Source organism: Brevibacillus sp. AG (assembly GCF_028369215.1).
In the GTDB taxonomy this organism is placed as follows: domain Bacteria; phylum Bacillota; class Bacilli; order Brevibacillales; family Brevibacillaceae; genus Brevibacillus; species Brevibacillus porteri.
In genome coordinates this window covers 435,436-456,263 of the sequence record NZ_JAQMYO010000004.1, presented here as the reverse complement: position 1 = coordinate 456,263, position 20,828 = coordinate 435,436, and the positions used below count along the sequence as shown (strand labels likewise).

31 protein-coding genes are annotated in these 20,828 nt (G+C 46.5%); 2 read left to right on the top strand and 29 right to left on the bottom strand.

The window, feature by feature from the left end:
- Window positions 1-10: 10 nt before the first annotated feature.
- The 6 genes from POF51_RS13515 to POF51_RS13490 all read right to left on the bottom strand — a co-directional run bounded on the left by POF51_RS13515 (window position 11) and on the right by POF51_RS13490 (window position 3,966).
- Window positions 11-502 carry a flagellar protein FlgN gene (locus POF51_RS13515; protein ID WP_026043387.1) on the bottom strand — a complete coding sequence of 164 codons (492 nt, stop codon included), beginning with the start codon at window positions 500-502 and terminating at the stop codon, window positions 11-13.
- A 72-nt stretch (window positions 503-574) separates the two neighbouring features.
- Window positions 575-850 (bottom strand): flagellar biosynthesis anti-sigma factor FlgM, encoded by a 276-nt coding sequence (gene flgM / locus POF51_RS13510; protein ID WP_016742371.1) that lies wholly within the window; start codon window positions 848-850, stop codon window positions 575-577.
- Window positions 851-960: 110 nt separating this feature from the next.
- Window positions 961-1,389 carry a TIGR03826 family flagellar region protein gene (locus POF51_RS13505; RefSeq protein WP_069850884.1) on the bottom strand — a complete coding sequence of 143 codons (429 nt, stop codon included), beginning with the start codon at window positions 1,387-1,389 and terminating at the stop codon, window positions 961-963.
- Window positions 1,390-1,476: 87 nt separating this feature from the next.
- Window positions 1,477-2,262 carry a ComF family protein gene (locus POF51_RS13500; RefSeq protein WP_271755613.1) on the bottom strand — a complete coding sequence of 262 codons (786 nt, stop codon included), beginning with the start codon at window positions 2,260-2,262 and terminating at the stop codon, window positions 1,477-1,479.
- Window positions 2,259-3,281, bottom strand: a complete 1,023-nt coding sequence (locus POF51_RS13495) for a helicase-related protein (protein ID WP_271755612.1) — start codon at window positions 3,279-3,281, stop codon at window positions 2,259-2,261. Before POF51_RS13495 ends, POF51_RS13500 begins: the two co-directional genes overlap by 4 nt.
- 97 nt (window positions 3,282-3,378) lie before the next feature.
- Window positions 3,379-3,966 (bottom strand): hypothetical protein, encoded by a 588-nt coding sequence (locus POF51_RS13490; protein ID WP_271755611.1) that lies wholly within the window; start codon window positions 3,964-3,966, stop codon window positions 3,379-3,381.
- 184 nt (window positions 3,967-4,150) lie between these two features.
- Between POF51_RS13490 and POF51_RS13485 the strand changes: the two genes are divergently transcribed.
- Together POF51_RS13485 and POF51_RS13480 are read left to right on the top strand one after the other, a co-directional pair.
- Window positions 4,151-4,375: a type II toxin-antitoxin system HicA family toxin gene (locus POF51_RS13485; RefSeq protein ID WP_271755610.1), complete on the top strand. Its 225-nt coding sequence runs from the start codon at window positions 4,151-4,153 to the stop codon at window positions 4,373-4,375.
- Between the two features lie 105 nt (window positions 4,376-4,480).
- Window positions 4,481-4,774 (top strand): type II toxin-antitoxin system HicB family antitoxin, encoded by a 294-nt coding sequence (locus POF51_RS13480; RefSeq protein ID WP_271755609.1) that lies wholly within the window; start codon window positions 4,481-4,483, stop codon window positions 4,772-4,774.
- A 260-nt stretch (window positions 4,775-5,034) separates the two neighbouring features.
- On the opposite strand, the gene POF51_RS13475 is transcribed toward POF51_RS13480, so the two are convergent.
- The 23 genes from POF51_RS13475 to POF51_RS13365 form a co-directional block, all read right to left on the bottom strand.
- On the bottom strand, window positions 5,035-5,772 hold the full coding sequence (locus POF51_RS13475) for a DUF3800 domain-containing protein (protein WP_271755621.1): 738 nt from the start codon (window positions 5,770-5,772) through the stop codon (window positions 5,035-5,037).
- A gap of 119 nt (window positions 5,773-5,891) precedes the next feature.
- Entirely contained in the window at window positions 5,892-6,650 is a 759-nt protein-coding gene (locus POF51_RS13470; protein WP_271755608.1) for a DUF1906 domain-containing protein, read from the bottom strand.
- Window positions 6,637-6,903, bottom strand: a complete 267-nt coding sequence (locus POF51_RS13465; protein WP_271755607.1) for a hypothetical protein — start codon at window positions 6,901-6,903, stop codon at window positions 6,637-6,639. The genes POF51_RS13470 and POF51_RS13465 overlap by 14 nt, the downstream gene beginning before the upstream one ends.
- Complete coding sequence (locus POF51_RS13460) at window positions 6,900-7,139, bottom strand: hemolysin XhlA family protein (RefSeq protein WP_271755606.1); 240 nt, start codon at window positions 7,137-7,139, stop codon at window positions 6,900-6,902. Before POF51_RS13460 ends, POF51_RS13465 begins: the two co-directional genes overlap by 4 nt.
- 94 nt (window positions 7,140-7,233) lie before the next feature.
- Window positions 7,234-7,371, bottom strand: a complete 138-nt coding sequence (locus POF51_RS13455) for a hypothetical protein (RefSeq protein ID WP_271755605.1) — start codon at window positions 7,369-7,371, stop codon at window positions 7,234-7,236.
- Window positions 7,372-7,398: 27 nt separating this feature from the next.
- Window positions 7,399-7,707 carry a hypothetical protein gene (locus tag POF51_RS13450; protein WP_271755604.1) on the bottom strand — a complete coding sequence of 103 codons (309 nt, stop codon included), beginning with the start codon at window positions 7,705-7,707 and terminating at the stop codon, window positions 7,399-7,401.
- A 17-nt stretch (window positions 7,708-7,724) separates the two neighbouring features.
- Complete coding sequence (locus POF51_RS13445; RefSeq protein ID WP_271755603.1) at window positions 7,725-9,584, bottom strand: hypothetical protein; 1,860 nt, start codon at window positions 9,582-9,584, stop codon at window positions 7,725-7,727.
- An 18-nt stretch (window positions 9,585-9,602) separates the two neighbouring features.
- On the bottom strand, window positions 9,603-10,742 hold the full coding sequence (locus POF51_RS13440; RefSeq protein ID WP_271755602.1) for a hypothetical protein: 1,140 nt from the start codon (window positions 10,740-10,742) through the stop codon (window positions 9,603-9,605).
- Window positions 10,743-10,756: 14 nt separating this feature from the next.
- Entirely contained in the window at window positions 10,757-11,398 is a 642-nt protein-coding gene (locus tag POF51_RS13435; RefSeq protein ID WP_271755601.1) for a hypothetical protein, read from the bottom strand.
- Window positions 11,395-12,570 carry a baseplate J/gp47 family protein gene (locus POF51_RS13430; protein ID WP_271755600.1) on the bottom strand — a complete coding sequence of 392 codons (1,176 nt, stop codon included), beginning with the start codon at window positions 12,568-12,570 and terminating at the stop codon, window positions 11,395-11,397. The genes POF51_RS13435 and POF51_RS13430 overlap by 4 nt, the downstream gene beginning before the upstream one ends.
- The gene (locus tag POF51_RS13425; protein WP_271755599.1) at window positions 12,560-12,922 is read right to left on the bottom strand and encodes a DUF2634 domain-containing protein; all 363 of its coding nucleotides are present in this window, start codon (window positions 12,920-12,922) and stop codon (window positions 12,560-12,562) included. Before POF51_RS13425 ends, POF51_RS13430 begins: the two co-directional genes overlap by 11 nt.
- Window positions 12,910-13,299 (bottom strand): Gp138 family membrane-puncturing spike protein, encoded by a 390-nt coding sequence (locus POF51_RS13420; RefSeq protein ID WP_271755598.1) that lies wholly within the window; start codon window positions 13,297-13,299, stop codon window positions 12,910-12,912. Before POF51_RS13420 ends, POF51_RS13425 begins: the two co-directional genes overlap by 13 nt.
- Window positions 13,296-14,087 (bottom strand): phage protein, encoded by a 792-nt coding sequence (locus tag POF51_RS13415; protein ID WP_442869549.1) that lies wholly within the window; start codon window positions 14,085-14,087, stop codon window positions 13,296-13,298. The genes POF51_RS13420 and POF51_RS13415 overlap by 4 nt, the downstream gene beginning before the upstream one ends.
- The gene (locus POF51_RS13410) at window positions 14,080-14,403 is read right to left on the bottom strand and encodes a phage baseplate plug family protein (RefSeq protein ID WP_271755596.1); all 324 of its coding nucleotides are present in this window, start codon (window positions 14,401-14,403) and stop codon (window positions 14,080-14,082) included. Before POF51_RS13410 ends, POF51_RS13415 begins: the two co-directional genes overlap by 8 nt.
- Before the next feature lie 8 nt (window positions 14,404-14,411).
- Window positions 14,412-14,900 (bottom strand): phage baseplate protein, encoded by a 489-nt coding sequence (locus POF51_RS13405; protein WP_271755595.1) that lies wholly within the window; start codon window positions 14,898-14,900, stop codon window positions 14,412-14,414.
- Window positions 14,900-17,002: a phage tail tape measure protein gene (locus tag POF51_RS13400; RefSeq protein ID WP_271755594.1), complete on the bottom strand. Its 2,103-nt coding sequence runs from the start codon at window positions 17,000-17,002 to the stop codon at window positions 14,900-14,902. The genes POF51_RS13405 and POF51_RS13400 overlap by 1 nt, the downstream gene beginning before the upstream one ends.
- A 195-nt stretch (window positions 17,003-17,197) precedes the next feature.
- Window positions 17,198-17,521 (bottom strand): hypothetical protein, encoded by a 324-nt coding sequence (locus tag POF51_RS13395; protein WP_271755593.1) that lies wholly within the window; start codon window positions 17,519-17,521, stop codon window positions 17,198-17,200.
- A 32-nt stretch (window positions 17,522-17,553) separates the two neighbouring features.
- Window positions 17,554-17,952 carry a phage structural protein gene (locus POF51_RS13390; RefSeq protein ID WP_271755592.1) on the bottom strand — a complete coding sequence of 133 codons (399 nt, stop codon included), beginning with the start codon at window positions 17,950-17,952 and terminating at the stop codon, window positions 17,554-17,556.
- Between the two features lie 15 nt (window positions 17,953-17,967).
- A complete protein-coding gene (locus POF51_RS13385) occupies window positions 17,968-18,978 on the bottom strand; it encodes a DUF3383 family protein (protein ID WP_271755591.1) in 1,011 nt (336 codons plus the stop codon).
- Window positions 18,962-19,453 carry a phage neck terminator protein gene (locus tag POF51_RS13380; protein ID WP_271755590.1) on the bottom strand — a complete coding sequence of 164 codons (492 nt, stop codon included), beginning with the start codon at window positions 19,451-19,453 and terminating at the stop codon, window positions 18,962-18,964. Before POF51_RS13380 ends, POF51_RS13385 begins: the two co-directional genes overlap by 17 nt.
- The gene (locus tag POF51_RS13375) at window positions 19,440-19,790 is read right to left on the bottom strand and encodes a hypothetical protein (protein ID WP_271755589.1); all 351 of its coding nucleotides are present in this window, start codon (window positions 19,788-19,790) and stop codon (window positions 19,440-19,442) included. Before POF51_RS13375 ends, POF51_RS13380 begins: the two co-directional genes overlap by 14 nt.
- Window positions 19,787-20,209 carry a hypothetical protein gene (locus POF51_RS13370; RefSeq protein WP_271755588.1) on the bottom strand — a complete coding sequence of 141 codons (423 nt, stop codon included), beginning with the start codon at window positions 20,207-20,209 and terminating at the stop codon, window positions 19,787-19,789. Before POF51_RS13370 ends, POF51_RS13375 begins: the two co-directional genes overlap by 4 nt.
- 63 nt (window positions 20,210-20,272) lie before the next feature.
- A complete protein-coding gene (locus tag POF51_RS13365) occupies window positions 20,273-20,821 on the bottom strand; it encodes a phage head-tail connector protein (protein WP_271755587.1) in 549 nt (182 codons plus the stop codon).
- Between the last annotated feature and the right edge of the window lie 7 nt (window positions 20,822-20,828).

The following is a 20,828-nucleotide window of genomic DNA, read 5'->3' as shown; positions in this document are numbered from 1 at the left end:
CGACACCTCTTTACGCTTTTTTGTTGAAAAAAGTTCGATTAGCCTGACGATACGTATCCGAGGTCGGCTTTCCGTAGATGAAGTCGTCCTCGGGCGTATCCGTGATCAGGTCGAGCGTCATGTTTACAAAAGAAAGGGATTGCTCCAGTAACTGCTGATTCAGGTCGTTAGCATCGCGCAGTTCGGTCACAATCCGGCTTAGCTCATTACGACAGGAAGTGAGTCGCATCTTCTCTTCCGCACTGGTCGTCAACTTGATCAATTCAGCCAGTGTGCCTTCTTGCAGCGCAAAGCCCTTCTGTGCTGTCAGTTCTTTTACGACTTGCTGGCGGGCTGCTTCAGCTTCTGTGACGCCCTTGATCAGTTTTTGCTCCTGGCGTGTAATAGCTACCAGTTCATCCACACTCCCTTTTACCAGCACTTCTTTCTTGTGCGAGGCTAAGGTGTACAAGGCTTTGTGCAACTGGATCAAGTTGTCGAGCAGATCGTAGAGTCTATTCATTCCTTGCTTCTCCTCATCTTCCATCGAAAACTATTTAAAGAGGCTGTTCAAAAGATCCTCTCCAGATCTGCGTTACAGTTTTTTCCAAAAGGACAGGAGCTTATCAGCGATCCGCTCACTTGAGACGTGATATTTTCCTTCCTCCACTTGCTTCTTCAACTGCTCCACTTTTTCCCGACGTTGTGGAGAGTTGACATCTTCTACTTGCTTTTGCATTTCTAGCGCTTCAGTGGAAATGTTTACTTCATCCTTGCCCATCGGGATTTTTCCGCTTTTGCCTACCTGGTTGTTACCTGTCTTGTTGTAAGCATTGATCATCCCGACACGGTTAGGTTCATTAATCCGCATCTGATTACCATCCTCTCATACCAACGGTCTTTTCATAGAAAAAACCGATGACACCTCTTAGTAGTATCATCGGCAATTTCATCATGTACGATTAGTTTTTTTGCATAAAACTATTCGTCACTATTCTGCTTTCTTCGATAAGCTGCCTGAGCCAGATCGGCGCGTTGGATTTCGTCCAATCGTTGCTCTACCTCGAGTTGTTGCGTGATTTCGTGCTTCAAGCCTTTTAGACAAGATTCGCAAATGTTGCCTGCTCGAATCAAAAAACCGCAGCGCTCACATGGATAGCCAAGGTTGGGATTTCCAGCAACCGAAATGCGCCCTTCTTTGATAAACTTCGTAATTTGCTTCACGCTCACGCCAGTGGCTTCGCTCACCTGGTGAATATTCGATCCGCGATTTTCTCGCTTGCGCAAAAATTGGGCGCATGCTTCATATTCTTGTTCCACTTCTTTATAGCATTTGGGGCAAATGTCACGGACTGCTTGTACAAATACAGCATCACACCGCGAGCAGTTTGCCAACTTGCCCATAGACATATCGGACAACCCCTTTTCCGTTCAGAAAGTTCATACGGTTCCACATCCGTTATATGCCTACATCATAGCTTAATTTTTCCAAACTGGCTATCGGTATATTGTCAAGGAATATACTTCACAGCTTGGCCCCAAATGTTCTCTGATTGTTTTCGCGCACGAACGCAACGTCGAACCAGTTGTATAAATATCGTCAAGAAGCAGGATTTTAGCAGCAGAGGGCACAGGCACATTCTGGCCATCCCACACAAAAGCTTCGCGCATGCTTTCGTGACGTGCTGCGCGCCCTTTTTGCTTGCTCAGCTTTGGGGTATCCTTCGTCCTGAGAAGCAACGGTTTGACAGGAGTTTTGATTGCCGCTCCTAAATGCTGGGCCAGCAGGTCAACCTGATTGAAGCCGCGTTCCCGCAATCGTTGTGGATGTAAAGGAACCATCGTGATACAGCTAAAACCCATAGACCTGTAATAACGCTGAACCGTAATGGCGAGAAGCGTACCGTAGTATAAAGCTAGCCGCTCATCACCGCGGTATTTAAACAATCCGAGCAAATCCTTCTCTCCCTTTTCATAGCGAAGCAAACTCCGATTTGCCACCAATATCTGATCATCTTCTCCATGAAAACAATCCCTGCATAGCCTTTCGTTGCCGATACTAGCCAGCAAATCCCTGTCACGCCCACACCGCTGGCAAATATCATCCCCAATCAACGACAAAGCATCAAGACAGACTCCACACAACACAATCCCTTTTAACATGCGGTAGATGACCGGATAGCTCGCCTGATCGGATAGCTGTCGTGCCTTTTCACGAACAACCGATTCCTTTTGGAGAGCTGCGATACGCCCACCACAACGGACACACATCCCACTAATCACGAAAGGCCTCTTTGTTCCACGAGCCTTTGAGCCAAGCTGTTCATCTGTAATATCTGTCTGACGGCCCGCTTTGGAGAAGTAGCGCGTTCTGCTTGCAAAAATAAAACACTACCCGACGTATCATCAACGGATCGCCCTACTCGTCCTGCTATCTGCACCAATGATGCCTCGTCAAATACAGGTGCCTCCGCACCTACCACAACTACGTCGCTCTTCGGTATGGTCACACCTCGCTCTAGAATCGTAGTCGTCACCATGACGGTATAACGTTTTTCTCGAAATGCGAGTACCTTTTCCTCCCGCATAGGGTCTGCCGCATGAACACCGGCCATCTCCCCCGCGTGAGCAGGAAGCCACTTTTGAAGGTACGATAGCACCCTGTCAATTTCATCAACTCGCGGGACAAAAACAAAAACTTGTCGGCCTTCATTCAGAGAACTACTCACCGCTTCTATAAACGGTGCCACAATTCGATTCGTCTGAACGCGCTTATGTAAGCCTTGTACCGTGAGAATCTTGGGGACAGGAAGCGTAGCACCGTGGTAGCGTCCAGGTAACAGAACATGTGTATCTGAGAATAGCGGTATCGCCCCAGACGAGCCTAGGGTTGAGCGTCCTTTTCTAACGAGCCGCTTTTGCAAATATCCCGGAGGTGTTGCACTTAAATAGAGGAGCTTCCCACTCTTTTTCACCGCTCTGGATAGAGCGCGATACAAAACAGGATCATTATGATAAGGGAACGCATCGGCCTCGTCGAGAACGACCAGCAAAAAACGACTATGGTAGCGCATGACCTGATGCGTGGTCGCAATCGTAATGTCACTCTCTTCCCATTTTTCCGCGCTCGAACCGTGGACGGCAATCACTTTAGCCCCGGGAAAGACTCGCTTAATACGCGGGGCTAACTCTAGTACGACGTCTTTTCGAGGTGTCGCAATCAAAACGCGACCGCCAGCAGCAAGTGCCTCTGTAACCGAAGGGAATAACAACTCTGTTTTGCCCGCTCCACAAACTGCCAATCATGAATACATAAATCATCATAAATATGCCTCGGTCATTTCAACCGAGGCATTTATCGTATATGTAATGAAGGAACTCGTTGCTTTTCTGTAATCCTTACTCCGCCTTTACAAATTTTTCAATGTATTTCGCGCGTTCTTCCTTGGTGAAAAACTTGTTCACTATTTCATTCCGCCACTTGTCTTTATCAGTTTTAGTTTCAACAAGGTTTACCTTCAAATAATCCTCGATAGTAGCTCTATCAACCTCAGTGGTATATTTTTTTCCATGATTAAGCGTTACCTTCACCTTTTGCAGTTCAGGGAACTCCTTTAGCAGTCGGATCGGCTCTTCCATCAAGGCTTTGTTGATCGCGTCTCCAGACTCCCAATAGTTCTTTGCATCTGCTTCTGTCATTCCGGTTTCAGGTTTAGTCTTTTTCAAAGTTGCAAAGTCTGCATAGGTGATTACTGCCTCGTCTTGGTTTACAATCTCTGCCTCTGTAATAAATTGCCCACCCTTTAAGTTTGGAGCGTACTCCTTAAATCTACTCACTTCCTCAGCTGACATAGTTTTCTGTTCAGTTTGGGCTGGTGCAGATGAGGTAGTTGTAGCTGCTGGAGCTGGCGTGTTATTCTCTTGCGTTGTACCGCAACCGCTTAACACAATGCCTAATGACAATACAAGAATTGATGCTCTTTTCACTGGTAGAATCCCCCTAATTTTAATAGTCACCCTCACCATAATCCATAATCTTACATGGGACAAGATTTATCGACAAAAAACCTCCAGCAAGTTTGCCAGAAGCTCAACTTATTTTTCGTTAATACAATATTTAACTTTACAAATGGTACTATATTTGGTACTATATTAATGAAAGGAGGTTAGTATGGCAGGGGTTGAAAAAATCATCGAAAAGATGAAAAACCGCCCCAACGGGATTCGGTTCAGTGAAGTCTCCAAAGTCCTTGAGTACAACGGATACATAATGGTTCGAGTAGTCGGCTCACACCATCATTTCCGAAACAAGTACGGAGACCTTATCACAGTACCAAAACATAATCCCATCAAGGCGGTGTACGTAAAAGACGTACTACAGAGAATCGGGAGGTAGCCGCCTCCCCTTCTCCACATTTTATGATAACCCCAGCCAAAGTTTATGGCAAACAAAGACCTAAATTATTTCATCAGTTTACCCTACACGCTTGTGATTAAGCCGATGGACGATGAATCTGGCCGTTATTTTTACGGTACCTATTTGGAGTTGGATGGTTGCCAGTCACACGGTGAAACTGTCGAAGAGCTACTGTGCAACCTGGAAGAAGCAAAGCGCGGGTGGCTTGAAGTCAAGTTAGAGCATGGAGACCCGATCCCAGTTCCGAAAGCAGAAGGGGATTATAGCGGTAAAATCAATTTGCGTATGCCCAAATCCTTGCATCGGCAGCTTGCAATTGAAGCTGAATTAGAGAATGTCAGTCTAAATCAATACATGCTCTACAAACTGAGTCGGTAAACATGAACTCACCAGTAGGCAAACAACACAAAAAGCCCTCCCCGGATTGCTCCGAAGGAGGGCTTGATAATTTGAAGTCAAAAAAATAAAACTCCCAATGGGAGTATGGCGATCCCCTGCCTCAAGGCGGCTACCAAATAGGCAGCTTACGTTTACCACAGTCGCGCTTGTTGAGGGCTTACTGGAAGATCACGTCTAAATAATACCATTATCAGTTACCTGTTGTCAATGATTAGTGAAAAATGGTAACTAATTAGTGACTAAACTAAAGCCACGCCAACATTTGACCTCTGTACAGGAAATAGTTGGCTATAAAAAAGCCTTTTACTCATTAGGTTGTATAAATTGGATACAATATCAGGATTTACTTCGTCAATAGGTCCATGTATTGCTTCATAGTTCGGAAAACTTTTTGTTTTGTATTTATGATACTGCATGATGGTATTTGCAAATAGATCTGCTACTTGCACCCCATAATTGTTTTCAGATAAGCAAAATTCAACATCGACTTTGCCGGTTCTGCCTTCACCTAAAACTAGCTCTTGGTATAAGTAATCCTCTAGAGAGTTCAGTGATTTAATTGCTGAATTCCGATTGTCGACTTTTAACGTAAGCATCGCTCTATCTTGTGCCCCGAAGCTATGACTCATAAGCAGTAGTTTGACAAGATAATTATAGGAGCGCTCTGGCACTTCTCGGAAAGCGTCTTTAGTATTCCAGTTATCAGCGACTATATAACCTATGTTAATATCTGTTTTATCTAATAATCTTGTAATTAGATATTCTTTAATAAAAGGTGGCGCTGCTGAACCTTTTAATTCACCAGAAGGTTCAATATACTCTGGATAGTATTTTTTCACATTACCTAAATATTGTTTGTAAACCCTCTTTAACCGGGTGTAGTTATTCGTGTGGACAAATGCAATCACAAAATAGCGATTCTTCCATTTAGTACTTTTAAATGTTGGTATACTCCCTGACTCGTCGACAAAATACATAGTCAATGCACCGTCTCTTATACAGATTTAAGAGAATATTACCATATATTTGTCGCTATTAATAGAATTCGCGCTATTGCCCTCCTTCATTTATGTTATTCCGAAGGAGGGCTTAGTCATTATTTCGGGATACCTACAGCATCACGTAAAGCGTTTGCGGCGTAATGAGCTGCTTCCCTCACTCCTGGATCGTTGTCGCTCGCCATCCAGACCGATCCGAGAATCGCGATTACTTCCTCTGCCGATTCTTTGTCTAACTTGTTCACAGGTTTTTCCACAGCGGGTGGATTAGTATTCCACCAACCCTCTCTACCGAGGGCATCATTGTAGTCTACTGTGTGCCCCGCAAGCGTCACCCCGTTTTGGTACTGATAGAGGTTAGCCGCTTTGGATAACTTGCCTCTGCTCCAAGCGTAAGTTTGCCAGAAGTGTTTGCAGACTCCTCGCTTCGCCATTTCTTCAACAACGGCATAAGAGCCATAAACACCCACCGAATAACCCGGCAGCTCCTTGGCTGCTGCTCTTAGATACGCTTCAATCGCTGCGTAATCCTTTGGCTGTGCGTCATAGTCAACAGCAAAGTAAATCGCCGTACCTACAGGCTGACCGATCTGCTTGGCTTCCTGGAGTGCTGCTTTTCCGTCCCTTGTGCCGTTGGCTGCTCCTCCAGCAGCATCGTTATTGCCACGTTGGAAGACAGAGACAACCTGCATTCCTGCCGCTGTGATCGCCTCGGCTTCTGCCCGTGTCAGTCTTTTCCACTCCATACTGATAGGAACAAGATAGCGGCAGACAAATTTCATGCCCGCCGCCGCCATTGCTCTTGCTTTTTCTGCTGTCAAAGGTACTGCACAATCAATCCCTTTAGTTTTTGCCATGCTGCTGACCCTCCTTCGATTCAAACGAATTTTTCATCCCGGAATGAATCCCGACCGCCGCCAACGCTTCAATAAAAGCTAGTTTACCCGCCATTAGCAAATCTCCGTGAAATAGGAATGCATTTGCCAAATTAAAAGCGACTGCCATAAAGACAATCGCCAAAGGAATCATGCTGTTCGGGTACCACTCCTGCTTTTTCAGCCATACACCAATAGACATTACAACCGCGATCACCAAGCCAATCTCAATCATCCGTTTATCCCCTTCCAAAAGAGCGCAATTGCTCCGGTTATTAGTGCTGCAATGACAGTGCGCCATAGCCACGTTTGATTACTTTCTACTTGATCAAGCCTATGGTGCGCTGATTTCGTGCTTTGCAAAGCCTCTATTGCTATGTCTTTCGTGTTTGTCATCGTATCTACTTTGGTTTCCACCGCTGTGACACGCTGCAAGATTTCGATAAGTAGCTCTCTTTCATCGCTTGGCATTTGCTCACTTCCCTCTCCCTTTGGACAAAAGTAAAAGGAGCCGCGTTTGCAGCTCCCCATGAAAAAACGCCTATTCTGATTTGAGAATGGGCGTTCAGCGCGGTGTTGCCATGATATTTTGTTTTTCCTCTTCGGTGATGTAGTCCTTCGCTACTGCATTCGATAAGTTCTCTTCATCTACTGATTTGCAAACCCAGCACATCAAGAAATAGTTGAACAGTCTACTTGCCATGATCGTATCTCTCCCTTTTGAATGTTTTTATATACCAAGCAGGTAGTTGATTGTCCCCTGCATGATAAGCGCCTGTTTTTTGAGCCTGGCAATCTCTTCTTCCGGTGAAACATACAACTCATCCGGGAAATCCGGGTTTTTGTAAAAGCCATCATCTGGCGTATAACAATACTCCATAATCCGCACGTCACCGGGAATGATCTCGACATTGTGGATCATGTAGTCATCCGTATTTGCATAAACGGTATGGCCCACATCGATCCCGTTTTCCACGATGGTTGCCTTGTGCCCGATATGCAAAATGGATTTGTCAGTCGCTTTCGTCAATACCTTCACAATGTCCACCCCTTTCTTTAAAAAAGTGTTTTCGGTATTAGTAGCTCTGTTGGTGATATTGCAATTCCCACGAACACTCCGCTTTGATCTTGTGAAATGATTCCGTTTGACGTGTTGTAATAGTAATTCTCTCCCGGTCTTAGCCCGCTGTGCCCTCTCGAAACACCTCGTGCCAATACTTTGCCTCCAGGTTGAGCAACGCCGAAGTTTATACCAGCTCCTGCCACTGTCAAATCGACGACACTCCCATTTGGCAAAATCTTTACTACCCGGCCTTGTGTGATAGAGCCACCTGGAGAAACGACCACGTCTGTCGACTCGCCTGCTGCCTTACTGTCCCAAAACGGGAATTGGATAATCAATTGATTGCTTGCAACTGCTAGTCCGACCTTGTGGTTGACGTTCGTAGCAGTAACGTTACCATTATCATCCACGTACTGATGATTACCAGCGGACAATGATCCCATTGCCTTAGAAAGACCGCGTATGCCTACTTTGATCGTTTGCCCCGCTGTGCCACTGTTCAGGGCAATTCCTTTTGAGCCTAGCCCTCTTACTCTGTAACCTCTTAACAACCCCTTATAAAAGCCAGCCTTATAGCTACCAAAAGGCATGACTAACCGCCCTTGTTTCTCAAACAACAATGGCGAAAACTCATCGGCTGCAAACTCTTGCGCTCCGTCCACCCAGAAACCTGTTGGGAACGTTATTTCATTGGTGGATGAAATGGCAATACGTTGAAAATTAATAAAGTCCCGATTGGTATTTACGAAGGTTGCCGCATAATAATCTGTGCCATTTCCATCTTGTTTTAGAAACGTTACCTTTAGACCAATACCTGCAAGCTGTCCGATCATAGCTCTAGTAGAGTGATACGTAAGCACATCGCCAGCGACACTGAATGAATGAGCATATCCCCCCGTTGCGGTATTATGCGGTAATGATGTCACAAGGCAAATCCTATCCGGTCCAGACTTTGCCGCCCAGCAATATGACGCTTCATAAAAACCTGGATTTATTGTCGAATTAGGAACTATATCGATTGTAGTTCCATTTATGGATAACAACCGTGCATATAGAGCATATGGGCTTGAAGTATTGTTCCAGGCAACAAAAACACGAGTTGGCGACAAGACAAGTATGCAAGCACGATATCCTTCTACGGACGTCATTGCCCAGGTCTGTGTATAGGTAACAGTCATGCCGGAAACTGTGGCAATGGAAAACCTCAGTTCCGTACCCGCGCTGCCATCACGCCAAGCTACTATCGCTTTATTGGTTTCAAGTAAACCAGCCAAAAGCTTATCATTGTTCTGATACCCATAAGGCGGGTTTGTGATTACCCCAAACGAGATGATATTACTTGCAGTAGAAACAACAACCGATCTGACATGATGAGCATTCGTGTTACTGTATCGAAGTACGTACATGAGCAAAACCTTGTCTGTATCCACCAATACAGGAGTCATGTGTTTTGGCTCCTGGTTGGTATGAGCTGCCTCGAAGACTACGGGTGAACCAACTGACATATTGCCTGCATCATCAATGGTCATAATCAGTGCGGCTGCTGACCAAAGTGCATTCGTTCCGTCTTGGACCTTGTACGCAATAAATGCACGGTTTTCGTCCAATTTGCACGCTCCAACCGCCTGAATGTTTTTGCCAACCTCGAAATTCAATGCAGCAACGCCGTCTTTGGTGAACTCCGCTTTTGTTTTGCGGACATTCCCGTTGATATACTCAACCACGTCCCCGGCTGTTACAGTCTCACCTGGAGCAACTTGCACTCTTGCGACGATCCCTTCCATTGCCCTTTGACCAGCGTTGTTATGACCTGCCCTCGTAAATGCATCCATTGCTAATGAGAAACTTTGCAAATCACCCGCCCTCCTTTTTTACGCTTCACTTGTCATGGTTCCATTTTCGTCAAATGTGCGATCTACACGTTCCGTTCCCAATGCCGTTTTTCCATCTGGGCCATAGTACGTTGTGACAACAGTTCGATAATTCCCATTAACATCTGGATTCGAATGAACAAGACGCGCATACAATAATCCGTCGTTCCGGGTATAATCAACTGTTGGGTATTTCCCATTGGAATCCGCTGTGCCATTCGTAGAATAACGCAACTTGTTCATCCCGACTGGTTTCCAAATACCCCAACCACCTGTACTTGTCCCGCTCCTGTGCCAGATGGGACAAGTGGTATCCTCTGCAAAACACATTTGTTGTGTCGAGCCACCGCTATCATCCGTCCACGGTTTGTAAGTGACAAGAAAACCGTATTGCGATCCTGCCTTTATTCCAATGGCGCTCAGTAGTTTAAACTCGTTCGTAATTCCTTGCGGGTATGCTCCTGGCAAAATGTTTGTGTTTCTTGTATCCGCTGGCGCACCCAATCGGTTTATATGTGAGGCGTAATTTCCCGCATGTAGCAGTACTTGAGGATCGCCGTTGTTGATTTTTACCATGGGGTCAACGCTAGACTGCATGACAAATGGAAGGGAACTTCCGAAATACAGATTTCCGTCCGGTTGAGCTAACACTGCATTTCTTTCCGTCCCACCTTTGTCTTTGACTTTCAAGGCGACATTGTTACTTATCACTACATTCCCGGTAAAGTGTGCCCCGCTTAAACTCGCTTTCTCGTTGTTCAATTGCTCTATTGTTTTTGTAGGCAAGGAAGGCCAGGCTTTACCCGTAATGGCGTTATATCTATTTACTAAATGAGAAATCCATTGTCCGAGCGTTGCGGTTAATCCAGTGGGTACTTGTGTAGGGTCTGCTGTTCGGCTTCCGATAGCTGCATCTGTTGCAGCTCCATCCACAAGCTGATCCGCCACCAGCTTTCCATCTTCCGTTTTGACAACAGCTTTCTCGCGTAGCTCTTTTAATACTCGGTAAATCCGATTGAAAAGCCAGTTGAAATAATCGGCGGGCGGCTTATCAGACGGTGCCCAACCGCTTTTTCTCTTACTCGCTGGCGGTTCTGTTCCTGGTGCTTCCCAATCGGGTAGCTGCTCATTGAAAGACACGTCTTATCCCTCCCTTAAATCGGTAAATCAGGGTCATCTGCAGGTGTGTACGCATATCCAAGAGTTCCCCCAACTGTGCCTTCTAAATTAGCGAAGCCGCTTTTTTCATCTACCTCTGTTTCACTACCACTTGCAAACTGAAACGTTCCTGCTAACTCAATTTCCCTTACCCGCACCCCAGCAAGTACCGTTTTCTGTACCATACGAGCAAACTGTCTCGGGGATAGACCGGATTTATTGATCGATTCAAGAGGGAGCTGAATGACACTGAGAGCTGCAGGTTCAGGCTCAACCGGATCACTCCACGCCTCTTTGATTTGAACTTCGCTCGGATCGGTATTCAGCGCAACCGACAACACTTGAATAATCGTATTGATATCTCCAGTCGAAAGGTTCCGCGCAATTTTTGATTTGATTAAAATACGGTAAACCTCGTCGGTCGCAACGCCCCGTGGTTGATTGACGATGGTTCCTATTTTGTCTAGGGTTGTCCCCTTTGCCTCGTCGATATCCCGCCATGCGCTAATGCGATCGTGCGTTTCCTCCAGTTGCCGTAATTGATCCGCAAGAATAGACAGGAGTTTTCCAATATTACTGTTCGGATTCTTTGTAAAAACATCGGTTAGCTTACTGACGATCCCTTTGGCGGTTATCAAGATTGAATCACCACGCTGATCTTGTCATGGGATGTCTGAGCCACTTCGTAGGGTGCAATCTCAATGTTTTCTTGCGTCCACGAGATTCCATCCTTGCTCATTTCCACTTTCAAATCTTCGATGCCCTCTACCCTTGTTCGTAATGACACAAGAGCGGAATGAACAACATTCATTCCCATGTTCAAGCCAGTGTAAATGGTCCCGTCCTCATCTTCGCCGCCCAAATACTTAATAGCTTCCGTTTTGATGAGTGCTGGTCCGTTGGCTAGGAAATTATTCAATGTTGAAACCGTAATTCTCAGGTGGATGTATACTTCCGTTGCATAACTAAATCTCATTATATGACTAACGCCAGCATCGTCTTTTACGGTAACGGTTTGGGTCCCGTATGGCTCGATACCGCCGCCTTTATTTTCGAAAATGGTCTGACCGATATCGTATTTGTCGCCACCAAGGACATACGCCTCTATTGATTTGCTCGGTCTACCAGCACTATCAGTTACATTCGTATAATTCTCCACAACGGCAGCAGCTCGAACGCCAGGAACCTCCATCAATGCCTTGCGAATAGCCGGAATGGTTCCTTTTCCGCGCCCTTCTGTTGATATAGAGAAACGATCCCGAAACTCCCTTTCCGTTTCTAAATCACGCCCTCTCGTCGTTGGCAGGAGATTTGTCACACTTGTAATATCGCCGTTTGGATTGACAACAGTTGTGATCGTACCTGCTGGAAGGTTGCCCATTGAGCCTGCTTCCATGGCGCGAATTTTAGCTGTCCCTTTTCCATCACTTCCAAGAGCCACAGGTTCTATCGTCTCGAAAACGATTCTGCCGTCAGACACCTTAAAACCACTGACCTCTGTGTAGTTTGGTGTCCCTGTGAGGGATAACACCCCAACTGCTTTCCCAGCGGTTAGACGCCGAATGCCTGCATACGGCCCAAGTCGATACAAGCTTGCTCCTTGGGCCGTATTTGGATAAGCGCTATTGTAGACATCTTCTGTGCTTTGCCAAAGCTTGGACAAAAACCATGCAAACATCCGTAAGATGATCCCAAGAGGCGACCTATCCGATGTGTTCACTTTCTCCCCGAAAGCTTCTTTGGCTTTGGCTTCCATCTCTGCAAAAAGATCAGCAAATCGTTTCCGCTTAAAACCCTTTTCATCCAACATTCACTCTCACCGCCTCTGCGATTGTCTCACCTGTTACAGCGGTCGCTACAAAACGCACCTCGATTGTTCTTGCTTTCTGGTCCACGTTAAAATCAATGGATTCGACGGTTCGGATTCTCGGCTCCTGAAAGAGTCCTTGACGTATTTGCTCTCTCATTTCTTCTTCCGACTGCTTCTTATCCAGGAATGACCGGAATTTTATTCCTAAGTCTGGATTGAGGAACCATTCACCCTTGTTTGTGCCAAGGACACACGCGACACATTGCGCGACCTCTTCTTCCCCGTCGATCATCACCATATCCCCGCTGTCGTCAAACACCAAGTCGCCATTCACTAATTTCAAAGACTGCATGGAAACACCCCCACAATAACCGCATCGTTTTTGTCATGGATTCGGGGGCTGCTAGGCTTTCCGGATTGGCCTTTCATTGCGTCTTTAATTTGCCTATCGGCACAAACGATATAAACCGTATCCCCCGGCTCCAGGATGTGCCTCTCACGCTTAATGACTCCGCTCTCCGTTCGATATTTATGGCCCAATATTGGAACTGTCTGAATGGGCGAAGGAGGCTTGTCAGTCAGTTGTATAAGAGGCTGCACAACCGCAATTCCGGTCGGTTCATCGAACGAAATCACCTTACATGGTTGAGCTACCGCCATGTTTGAAAGCTGCTCTGCTATGGCAGTTTTAATCAACTTGGCAAGGTCGCCTGATGGGTCTGCATTCATGGTAAGATCGCCTCCGCTTCTGTGATAAAGTCACCCGTTCGACTAAATCGATGACTACCACTTCGCACATGCATTCGGCCTGTAAAATCTTTGCTTTTCAAGTCAATCACTGATGCAGTCGTAATCCGGTATTGTAGTTGTGATTGCACCATATATCCCTTAAAATTGTCGTCCTCAAACGGTTCCAGTGTACCAATCAGACCCGTATCGACAGACAAAGAAAAAACATCATCGGCACCTTTTCGCAAATTCCTGACATAGAGTTTCCCTTTGTTGATGAAGGAGCTGGTGCCGCAATCGGTGGCCACTTTGCTGATGATCTCTGTCACTTCACCACTGGCTGTGTATCCTTCTTCATATCGATAATCTTGATTAAGCTGAAATTGCGCGATGGGTAGACCCAATTGCTTCGCCATTTCTTTCAGAATGTAGCTTGCAAGCGTACCAGGTGCATACGCGACATCCTCCACTTTTCTACTGGAAAGGTCTTGGGAGTCCAAGACGTTTATCGTTGTAACCGTATCGACTCCCTCGCGCTGCGTCTTCACTCTTGAAATAAAACCGTGTAGGATAACCCCTACATCGCCACGATACCCGGCGTTAATCATTAACACATCGTTTCGTTTGATCCGGCTGAGAGTATCTTTTGAGAGATTCCAGAGCTTCACTTCTGATTCGTTTGGCAGCAAGTCATTGTCAAAGGGGATAGTGCCCTCCATAGCGTAGTGGTCCATTGAGAAAGACATGTTATTGATCATAACTTCAACCACCCTGCCGAAATTAGCCATTGTTCTCCCCCTTTTCAAACACATACAAAAAGACTGTCTCGCTAAGCGTGGACCAAGTAACCTCCTGCGTGATCCCTGCCTCGTCATAGGGGATAATCTCTACTTGTGGGAATCTTTCGTCCGCACTATACGAAAAAAGAGGTTCTCCATAAACCAGTTTGTCCCCGGTTGCGAGTACCTCTCCATCTCGTTCTAAATCGACTGTGAAAAAGTCGTATTCGCTGTTGTAATTCACTTCGAAGGTAAATACCGTACTGGAAAGAGTTATTTCAAACCGATACGGTATCTGCCCTTTTTCAATATCAAGATATTCCATCGTGTCACCTACTCAGCCCAGGGAGTGCCCACCTTGAATTTTACCTTTTCAACCTTTGATGTTGCCGTTCCCTGCTTCTTCTTCGTTTGTTTCCTGCCCGCGCTGATAACAGGTGCGACTTGTGCTTTGATTGGCATGGGTAACGTCTCTACATAAGAGGATTTCGCGGTACGAATCTCTTTCATTGAAAGCGAAAAAGCAAATCCGTTCGCTACTCGGTTGGTGTGGTTGGTAGAAAAAGAGACAATCAGACCGGAGAATAGATTCCGGCCCTGAAATTCGACCAGCTCGCCACTCTCGGAGATTGTCTTTATTTTCTCTCGTATCTGTGCCGCGTCTTCGCCCACAATAAAGCCGCTAATGTCCATTGTGTACGGCTTTCGTTGGACGTGATCACTCACATTTATGCCGTTCTCGACGGGCTGGTCCGTTACTTCGACTTCAAATTTTGGGTCTTCACTCTCAACAAGGACATACATTCCGTTAATTGTTGCCATTAAGCTTGTTCCACCACCAAAGAGACGCCCAATCTACGCGCGGCGCTCTGAATGATTTCTTGTAAGGCAGGCTTTAACTCGGTTGCAATCGCTGTACCTGCCTGTTTCGCGTCAGCTCCACCCGTTACATCGAGTTTGATTACAACCTCCATTTTCATGGTTCCGCCGCCCGCTCCCAGCTCTACGCCTGCTGCTTTGGCTGGCGGTAGTTTTGCTGCTGGCATATCGTAGTCATAAGGTGCTGTTACATCATCGGCAAGCCCTGTGGAGGCGGCTGCGACACGCGCTTGTGTGTTCTCAATCCCTTGAGCCAAGCCTTCCCCAGTGAAGTATCCGACTTCCATCATGACACGAGACGGCGAGTGAATGCCCAGAATCGCCTTGATTTTATCGGTGATGCCGTCCCCAATGGCTTTCATCTTGTCCATAAGTGCGGCAGCCATCGAGCCGATTCCATCGATCATACCTTGAATAAGGTTTTGACCGATGGTGAAGAGATTGATTCCCTGTAGAAACCCGGTAACTTGGTTCCATGTGGTCTGGATTTTCATCCAAATCGTAGTTCCGGCATTGGCAACAGTGGTGACGATGTTGTTCCAAGTGTTGGTGAGGTAATTCCAAATCCCGACGAATATAGCAACAGTGAAAGCCTTAATCTGATCCCAATATTTATAGATCAGAGCTGCCGCCCACACAACCGGACCACCAAGAATAACCAAGATGGTTGATCCCCACGCCTTGAAGAACTGAACGATACTATTAAAAATGTTGACCGTCCACGTCTTGAAAGCTTGCCATTTTTGAGCCAGCCACGGGCCGATAGTCCCCCAATTCTTGAAAATCAGGATTACACCAGCTATAGCAGCTCCAACAAGAAGAGCAATCGCAATGATTGGCAGAAACGGAGCAACCATGGCCCATCCAGCGACAGCCGCTGCCCACATAGCCGGAACCATTGCGCCGATGATGATAGCCGCAATACCACCAATCGCTGGTCCAAACACGTCGATGTGCTGAATGAAGAAGCCCACCCCTTTCGACGCTTCCATAAGGATCGGGAGCAGAAACTGCCCAATTGGAATAATCAGGCCTGTTTCAATTTGTCGTCCAATCAATGCCAGCGCTTGACCCGGAGAATCAACCTTGGCTTGATTGAGCTTGTCCATGGTGTCCTTGGTCTTATCAAATTGCTTTTGGGCTGTTCCCATAGCAGCGATAATAGGAGCTTCCAAGTCCTCAAATTGGGTCCCTAATAGGGCTACCCCTACCGTATTTCTTTGTACTGGGTCTTCAATTGCAGCGATCATCTGTAGGACTTGATCGAATGCTTTTTTAGCTTCTGGCCCACCCCGAGCGAATGTCTGTGCCATCTTAGCTGCGTCTAATCCGAGCATTTGAAACGCTTCTGTCGTTCCCTTCGACCCATCTTTGGCCCGAATGTTAAACTCTTTGACGGCGTCACCCACTTTGTCCAGGTTAAATGCGCCATTTTGAGAGCCGGCTGCCAGCGTGTCGAACATTTCCTCGGCTGTGAAACCAAGGGCTTTAAACTGGTTTGCATATTCATTCGCTGTATCAAGTAAGTCACCGGACTTATCAAGCCCTTTTTGCTGGGCTTGTGCAAGCAAGGTGAACGAATCATTGCTTGTAATACCGAACTGTTTCATCATTGTGTCGGCGGTTTTCACCGATTCGTTCACTTCTTGGTTAAATGCATCCCGCATAAGTAATGCATTTTTCGTCGTTTCTTTGAGTGCGTCCCCGGCTTGTCCCGTGATTGAGTGAACCGAAGTAATAGCGCTGCCTAGATCGTTCCAGTCCTGCCCAAAGTTCTGAGCATATAGCTCTTTTGCAACTTCTTTTGTAGCCGTTATCTGATCATTGGCAGCACCTGTAGCCATTTGTACTTGTGACATGGCTTGTTCAAACTGGGATGCTGCATTGACTGCCGCAATTCCAAATCCGGCCAATGCAACTCCGGCTGCAAGACCAAGACCAATGACTGCCGCTTTCGTTTCCTCTATCTGGTTTTGGGCATTTTGTAATCCCCCATTCGACACCTTAAAACCGACAGCAAACATTAAATTGCTGATTACACCCACTTATTTCACCTGCCTTTCAGCAACAAAAAGAGCGCCCGGTTGGACGCTCACTTCTTATTCAATTCTTTTTGTTGCTCGTTGTGAATGTCCAGCGCCGCGTTTGCTTCGGCAATATCGTCCTCATCCATCTTGTCCAAATCGCTATAGGTGATTTTCATATCAGACAAAAGCAGTCTCCAGTATGACCAGCGCTCCCTAGCTCTTCGCTTCGCTTCCTGCTTGTCGATCATGCGTGTCACCCGCTTGTTGGTCGTTATCCTGGTCTACACCCGAGATAAAGGCATAGGCAGCATTAATCGTCTCTTGATACTCCTGATAGTCACCAAAATCATCGATTTTCATGTTGGGTTGAACAATCACATGTTTCAGAATTTCTTCGGATAGCCGCTCTTCCATCACGACTCCATGTTTGTTCTTGCTGCTATCATTGATTTTCGATACCATTCGCACTCCTGGATGCTGAAAAACATAGGTATTTCCTGCTTCTGATGTGAAGGTTTTTTGTTTGAATGCACTCATTTATGATCGTCTCCTCTTTTTTGAATATGTGATTACTGCATATCGATATCAAGGCACTGGATTTCATACTCGCGGTCTGCTGCTTCATTTCCGTATGATCGTGTAGCAGGCTTCGTAACATAGGCTTCGGTTACCGTTGTCGTTTCTTTTGGTGTACCGGAGTAAATGACAGACACAGGCACTAGCTCCCCTGAGTTGGCGAGTCTGTCCAGGAAAGCCACTTGCGGACTACTAGGAAGTAAAGTGACTTTAATCGTTGCCAAAGGGTTGTTAATTTTGGTTCGAACAACATCCCCCTGGGCGCCTACCTTCGTCTCGTAATTATTTTCCGCTTTTTCAATCTCGACCATATCTTCCGAAAACCCTGTCAGGTAAACACTTTTGATGATTACTGCAAGATCATTCGGATCATAGGTTGCTGCCTTACTCATTTTCTCTCATCTCCTTTACAGTACGATGGTTCCTTTAATTGCTGCAGAGTGGATCGCACCTGATAGCTCAAAACGGAAAGAACCTTCGTTATACTGTCGTTTCTCGCGATCTGCTGGGTCCGTTTCTGCTCGGCCTTTGAATCGGGTACTAAAAAGAGCCTGTCCGTCATCGTCATGAGCAATCATCCCATTCAGATCAGCTCGTTTTAGGATGGTTCTAACCTCGGCTTCCAGTTGTGCAATGCCTGTATTGTCGTATCGTACTTTAGGTGATCGATTCAACAGCTTTTGAACGGCGTACTGGATACTGAATACCAAGTAGTCACGAGCGTGAATAATGTCAATGTATTCGCCAGATACCGTTTTCCCCTCGCTAGTAACATCATCCCCAGCTTTCGTGACATAGGTGTTTGCCCCCGCGCCATGAATGGCCATTAACTCCGTTGTGCTAATATCGAGGACGTCAATGCCTTTAAGCGTTTTGAACTTCCATGTGATACTCCCTACATCGGCAGAAGCGCAAGCTCCTAACCAAGCTGCTTCCGGGTAGTTATCTGTGGTCGTGTGATAGAACATCGTGGTTCGTGTGTACTTCTTTGCTTTGATTGCAGCCAAGTCTTCGAGGTTCGACGAGCTGGCAAAGAATTGGCGAGAATTATTTTGCTCAACAGCGTCAGCAATCGTCAGGATGTTCGTTTTCTGACTGCTCGTGGAAACAAGAAAGTACCAATCTTTTTCAAAAATCTTTGGTAAGAAGTCAGCCAAGGTTTCGCCTTCTGTTTTATGCAGCATGACGGCGATCTCAGACGGCGAATTGTCCCCCTGATTCAGCAAAGCAAATGCTGCTTTGTATACCTCCGTAGTCTGCGCGAAATCCTTCTGGACGGCTTCTAGGTCGTAATAAGTCTTGTAGTCCATCCCTGTTGCGCTGGAGCCGATAATCAGCGTTTTGCCAAAGCCCAGCTTTGGAGTTGGCCTTTGAATATCAATCGTTACGATTACATCGCTTTTAACCGCCAAATCCATCCTCTCCTTTCACATTTGCTTTTTCTATTGCAATAAATTCACTAGATGTCACGTCTATGGTGCGAAACGTCACGTCAAAGCCTTGTCTGCGCTCCCACTCGTCTCCGATCAGAATGTCACGGTTTTCTATTGGGCTGATCTCAGACACGATCACATTGACGCGATCTTTCAACAGCTCCCGCCCGTCCCGCTTCAACCAATCTCTCGTCCTCATTGCATTCTCAATGCTGGTTGCTTTATCGTCTGCGTAGGACAAAAAAGAGACGGTAAACGAAACCGTCTCTACATGTAGAAGGTTATTGCCTTCTTGGTATTCAATCGGAAAACCACGGGCATCTTCTGGCCCTGAGAAATCATAGGTCAAAAAAGCTTGTTCGGGTATGTCACCGCCGCCGTTCATATCGATAACTGGCATAGAAAGATGTGCTGAGAGTGGTTGTACAAGAGCTGACCGGATGGCTTTAAACGGAATCACGGGAAACCACCTTCTTTAAGATGTACTTGTTCACATCGCTGTAGTCCCGCTCCTCTAAAGCATGGACCGTATATTGTTTTCCCTGATACTCAATCAGATCCCCAGCAGCGTGCTTGGTGGTCGTGTACAGCGTTCGGTCTTCTTCCGTGTATCTGCCACCCTCTACTTGTTGCAGTTTCGCACTCACAGGCTGAATATGGCCCTGATATGGCGTTCTTTCCGCCTTGGCTGGTATCCAAACACCATCCGGGTCGTAAACGCCGCCTGAGGCGGTTCTAACGAGGTGATACGGATGGTTATAGCGAGCGAGCAAGGGGGCGAATCGAAAGTTGATCATGTCCTCTCTCCCTTACGAACAATTTTGTACGTGAGAGAATCACGTAAGTCTTTATCCTGAATTAGAATTTTCTTGTTGCCTTTGATCGCTGCATAAAGTGGGGATAAAGCAGGCTGACGGATTTTGTCAAACCGTTTAAGGACTCTATCTAAACCAATTTCACCGATGTCTCTGAGCAAAGTGTGAACAGATTCAGCATCTTCGGCAATCGCTTGAACACCTGATTTTACACGCTTGCTGATTGGTGCTGATGCACGTTTTTTTCCCACGCCAATAAACGAACGGGCCGGAATTTTCATTTTAGCGCTACCATACTCATGAACCCCTGCAATCATGGCCAACTCTGCGTCTCCTTCCATGCCGACTAATACTTCTTTAGTCGCCAGCTCTTGAAGCTTCGCACGAATTGCCGGAATCATCGTTGCCTCCGTCACGGTAACATTAGCCCGTCTTGCTCTGGTTCTCCTTGGCCCTGCCATCCTCTACACCCACCTTCCCACATAGGGCGTCAGCAAGGCAGCTACTGGAGCAGGTAACGCCTGTGAATCATCGTTATATGTGACGGAAATATCCCCCACCCGCTCGGATTTGACACCAGGATTACGTCCAATCATCTGCATGTACAAAAGACAAGCAAGCTCGATCCCTTCCGGCAAGGTGCGTGGCTCCGCTTTGGTTGCTTCACTTGGTAAAACGTAGCCGCCTGAATAGGTGACAGTGATATTGTGTTCTCCGATGGGCCATCCTTTCTCCCGATACAGTCTGCCGTCCCCAATTTCCTTATAGTCAGCTAGAACCGTTTCAGCCCGCACCTCTTCGATGTGATGAATGGGGTAATTTCTAAGATTCAAATATAGGGAGTCATGCCCGCTCAACGTTTCCACATAAACTTTCTTCCGGAAGGATCGCTTGCAATGGTTCTCGATAGCTTGAGAAGCAGCCGCAATCAGAAGGAGAAGTGTTTCATCCATGCTTGTATCTTCTGATGGTATCTGCATAACTTTTTTGGCACGCTCAAGAGAGACGAGCATAAATCCC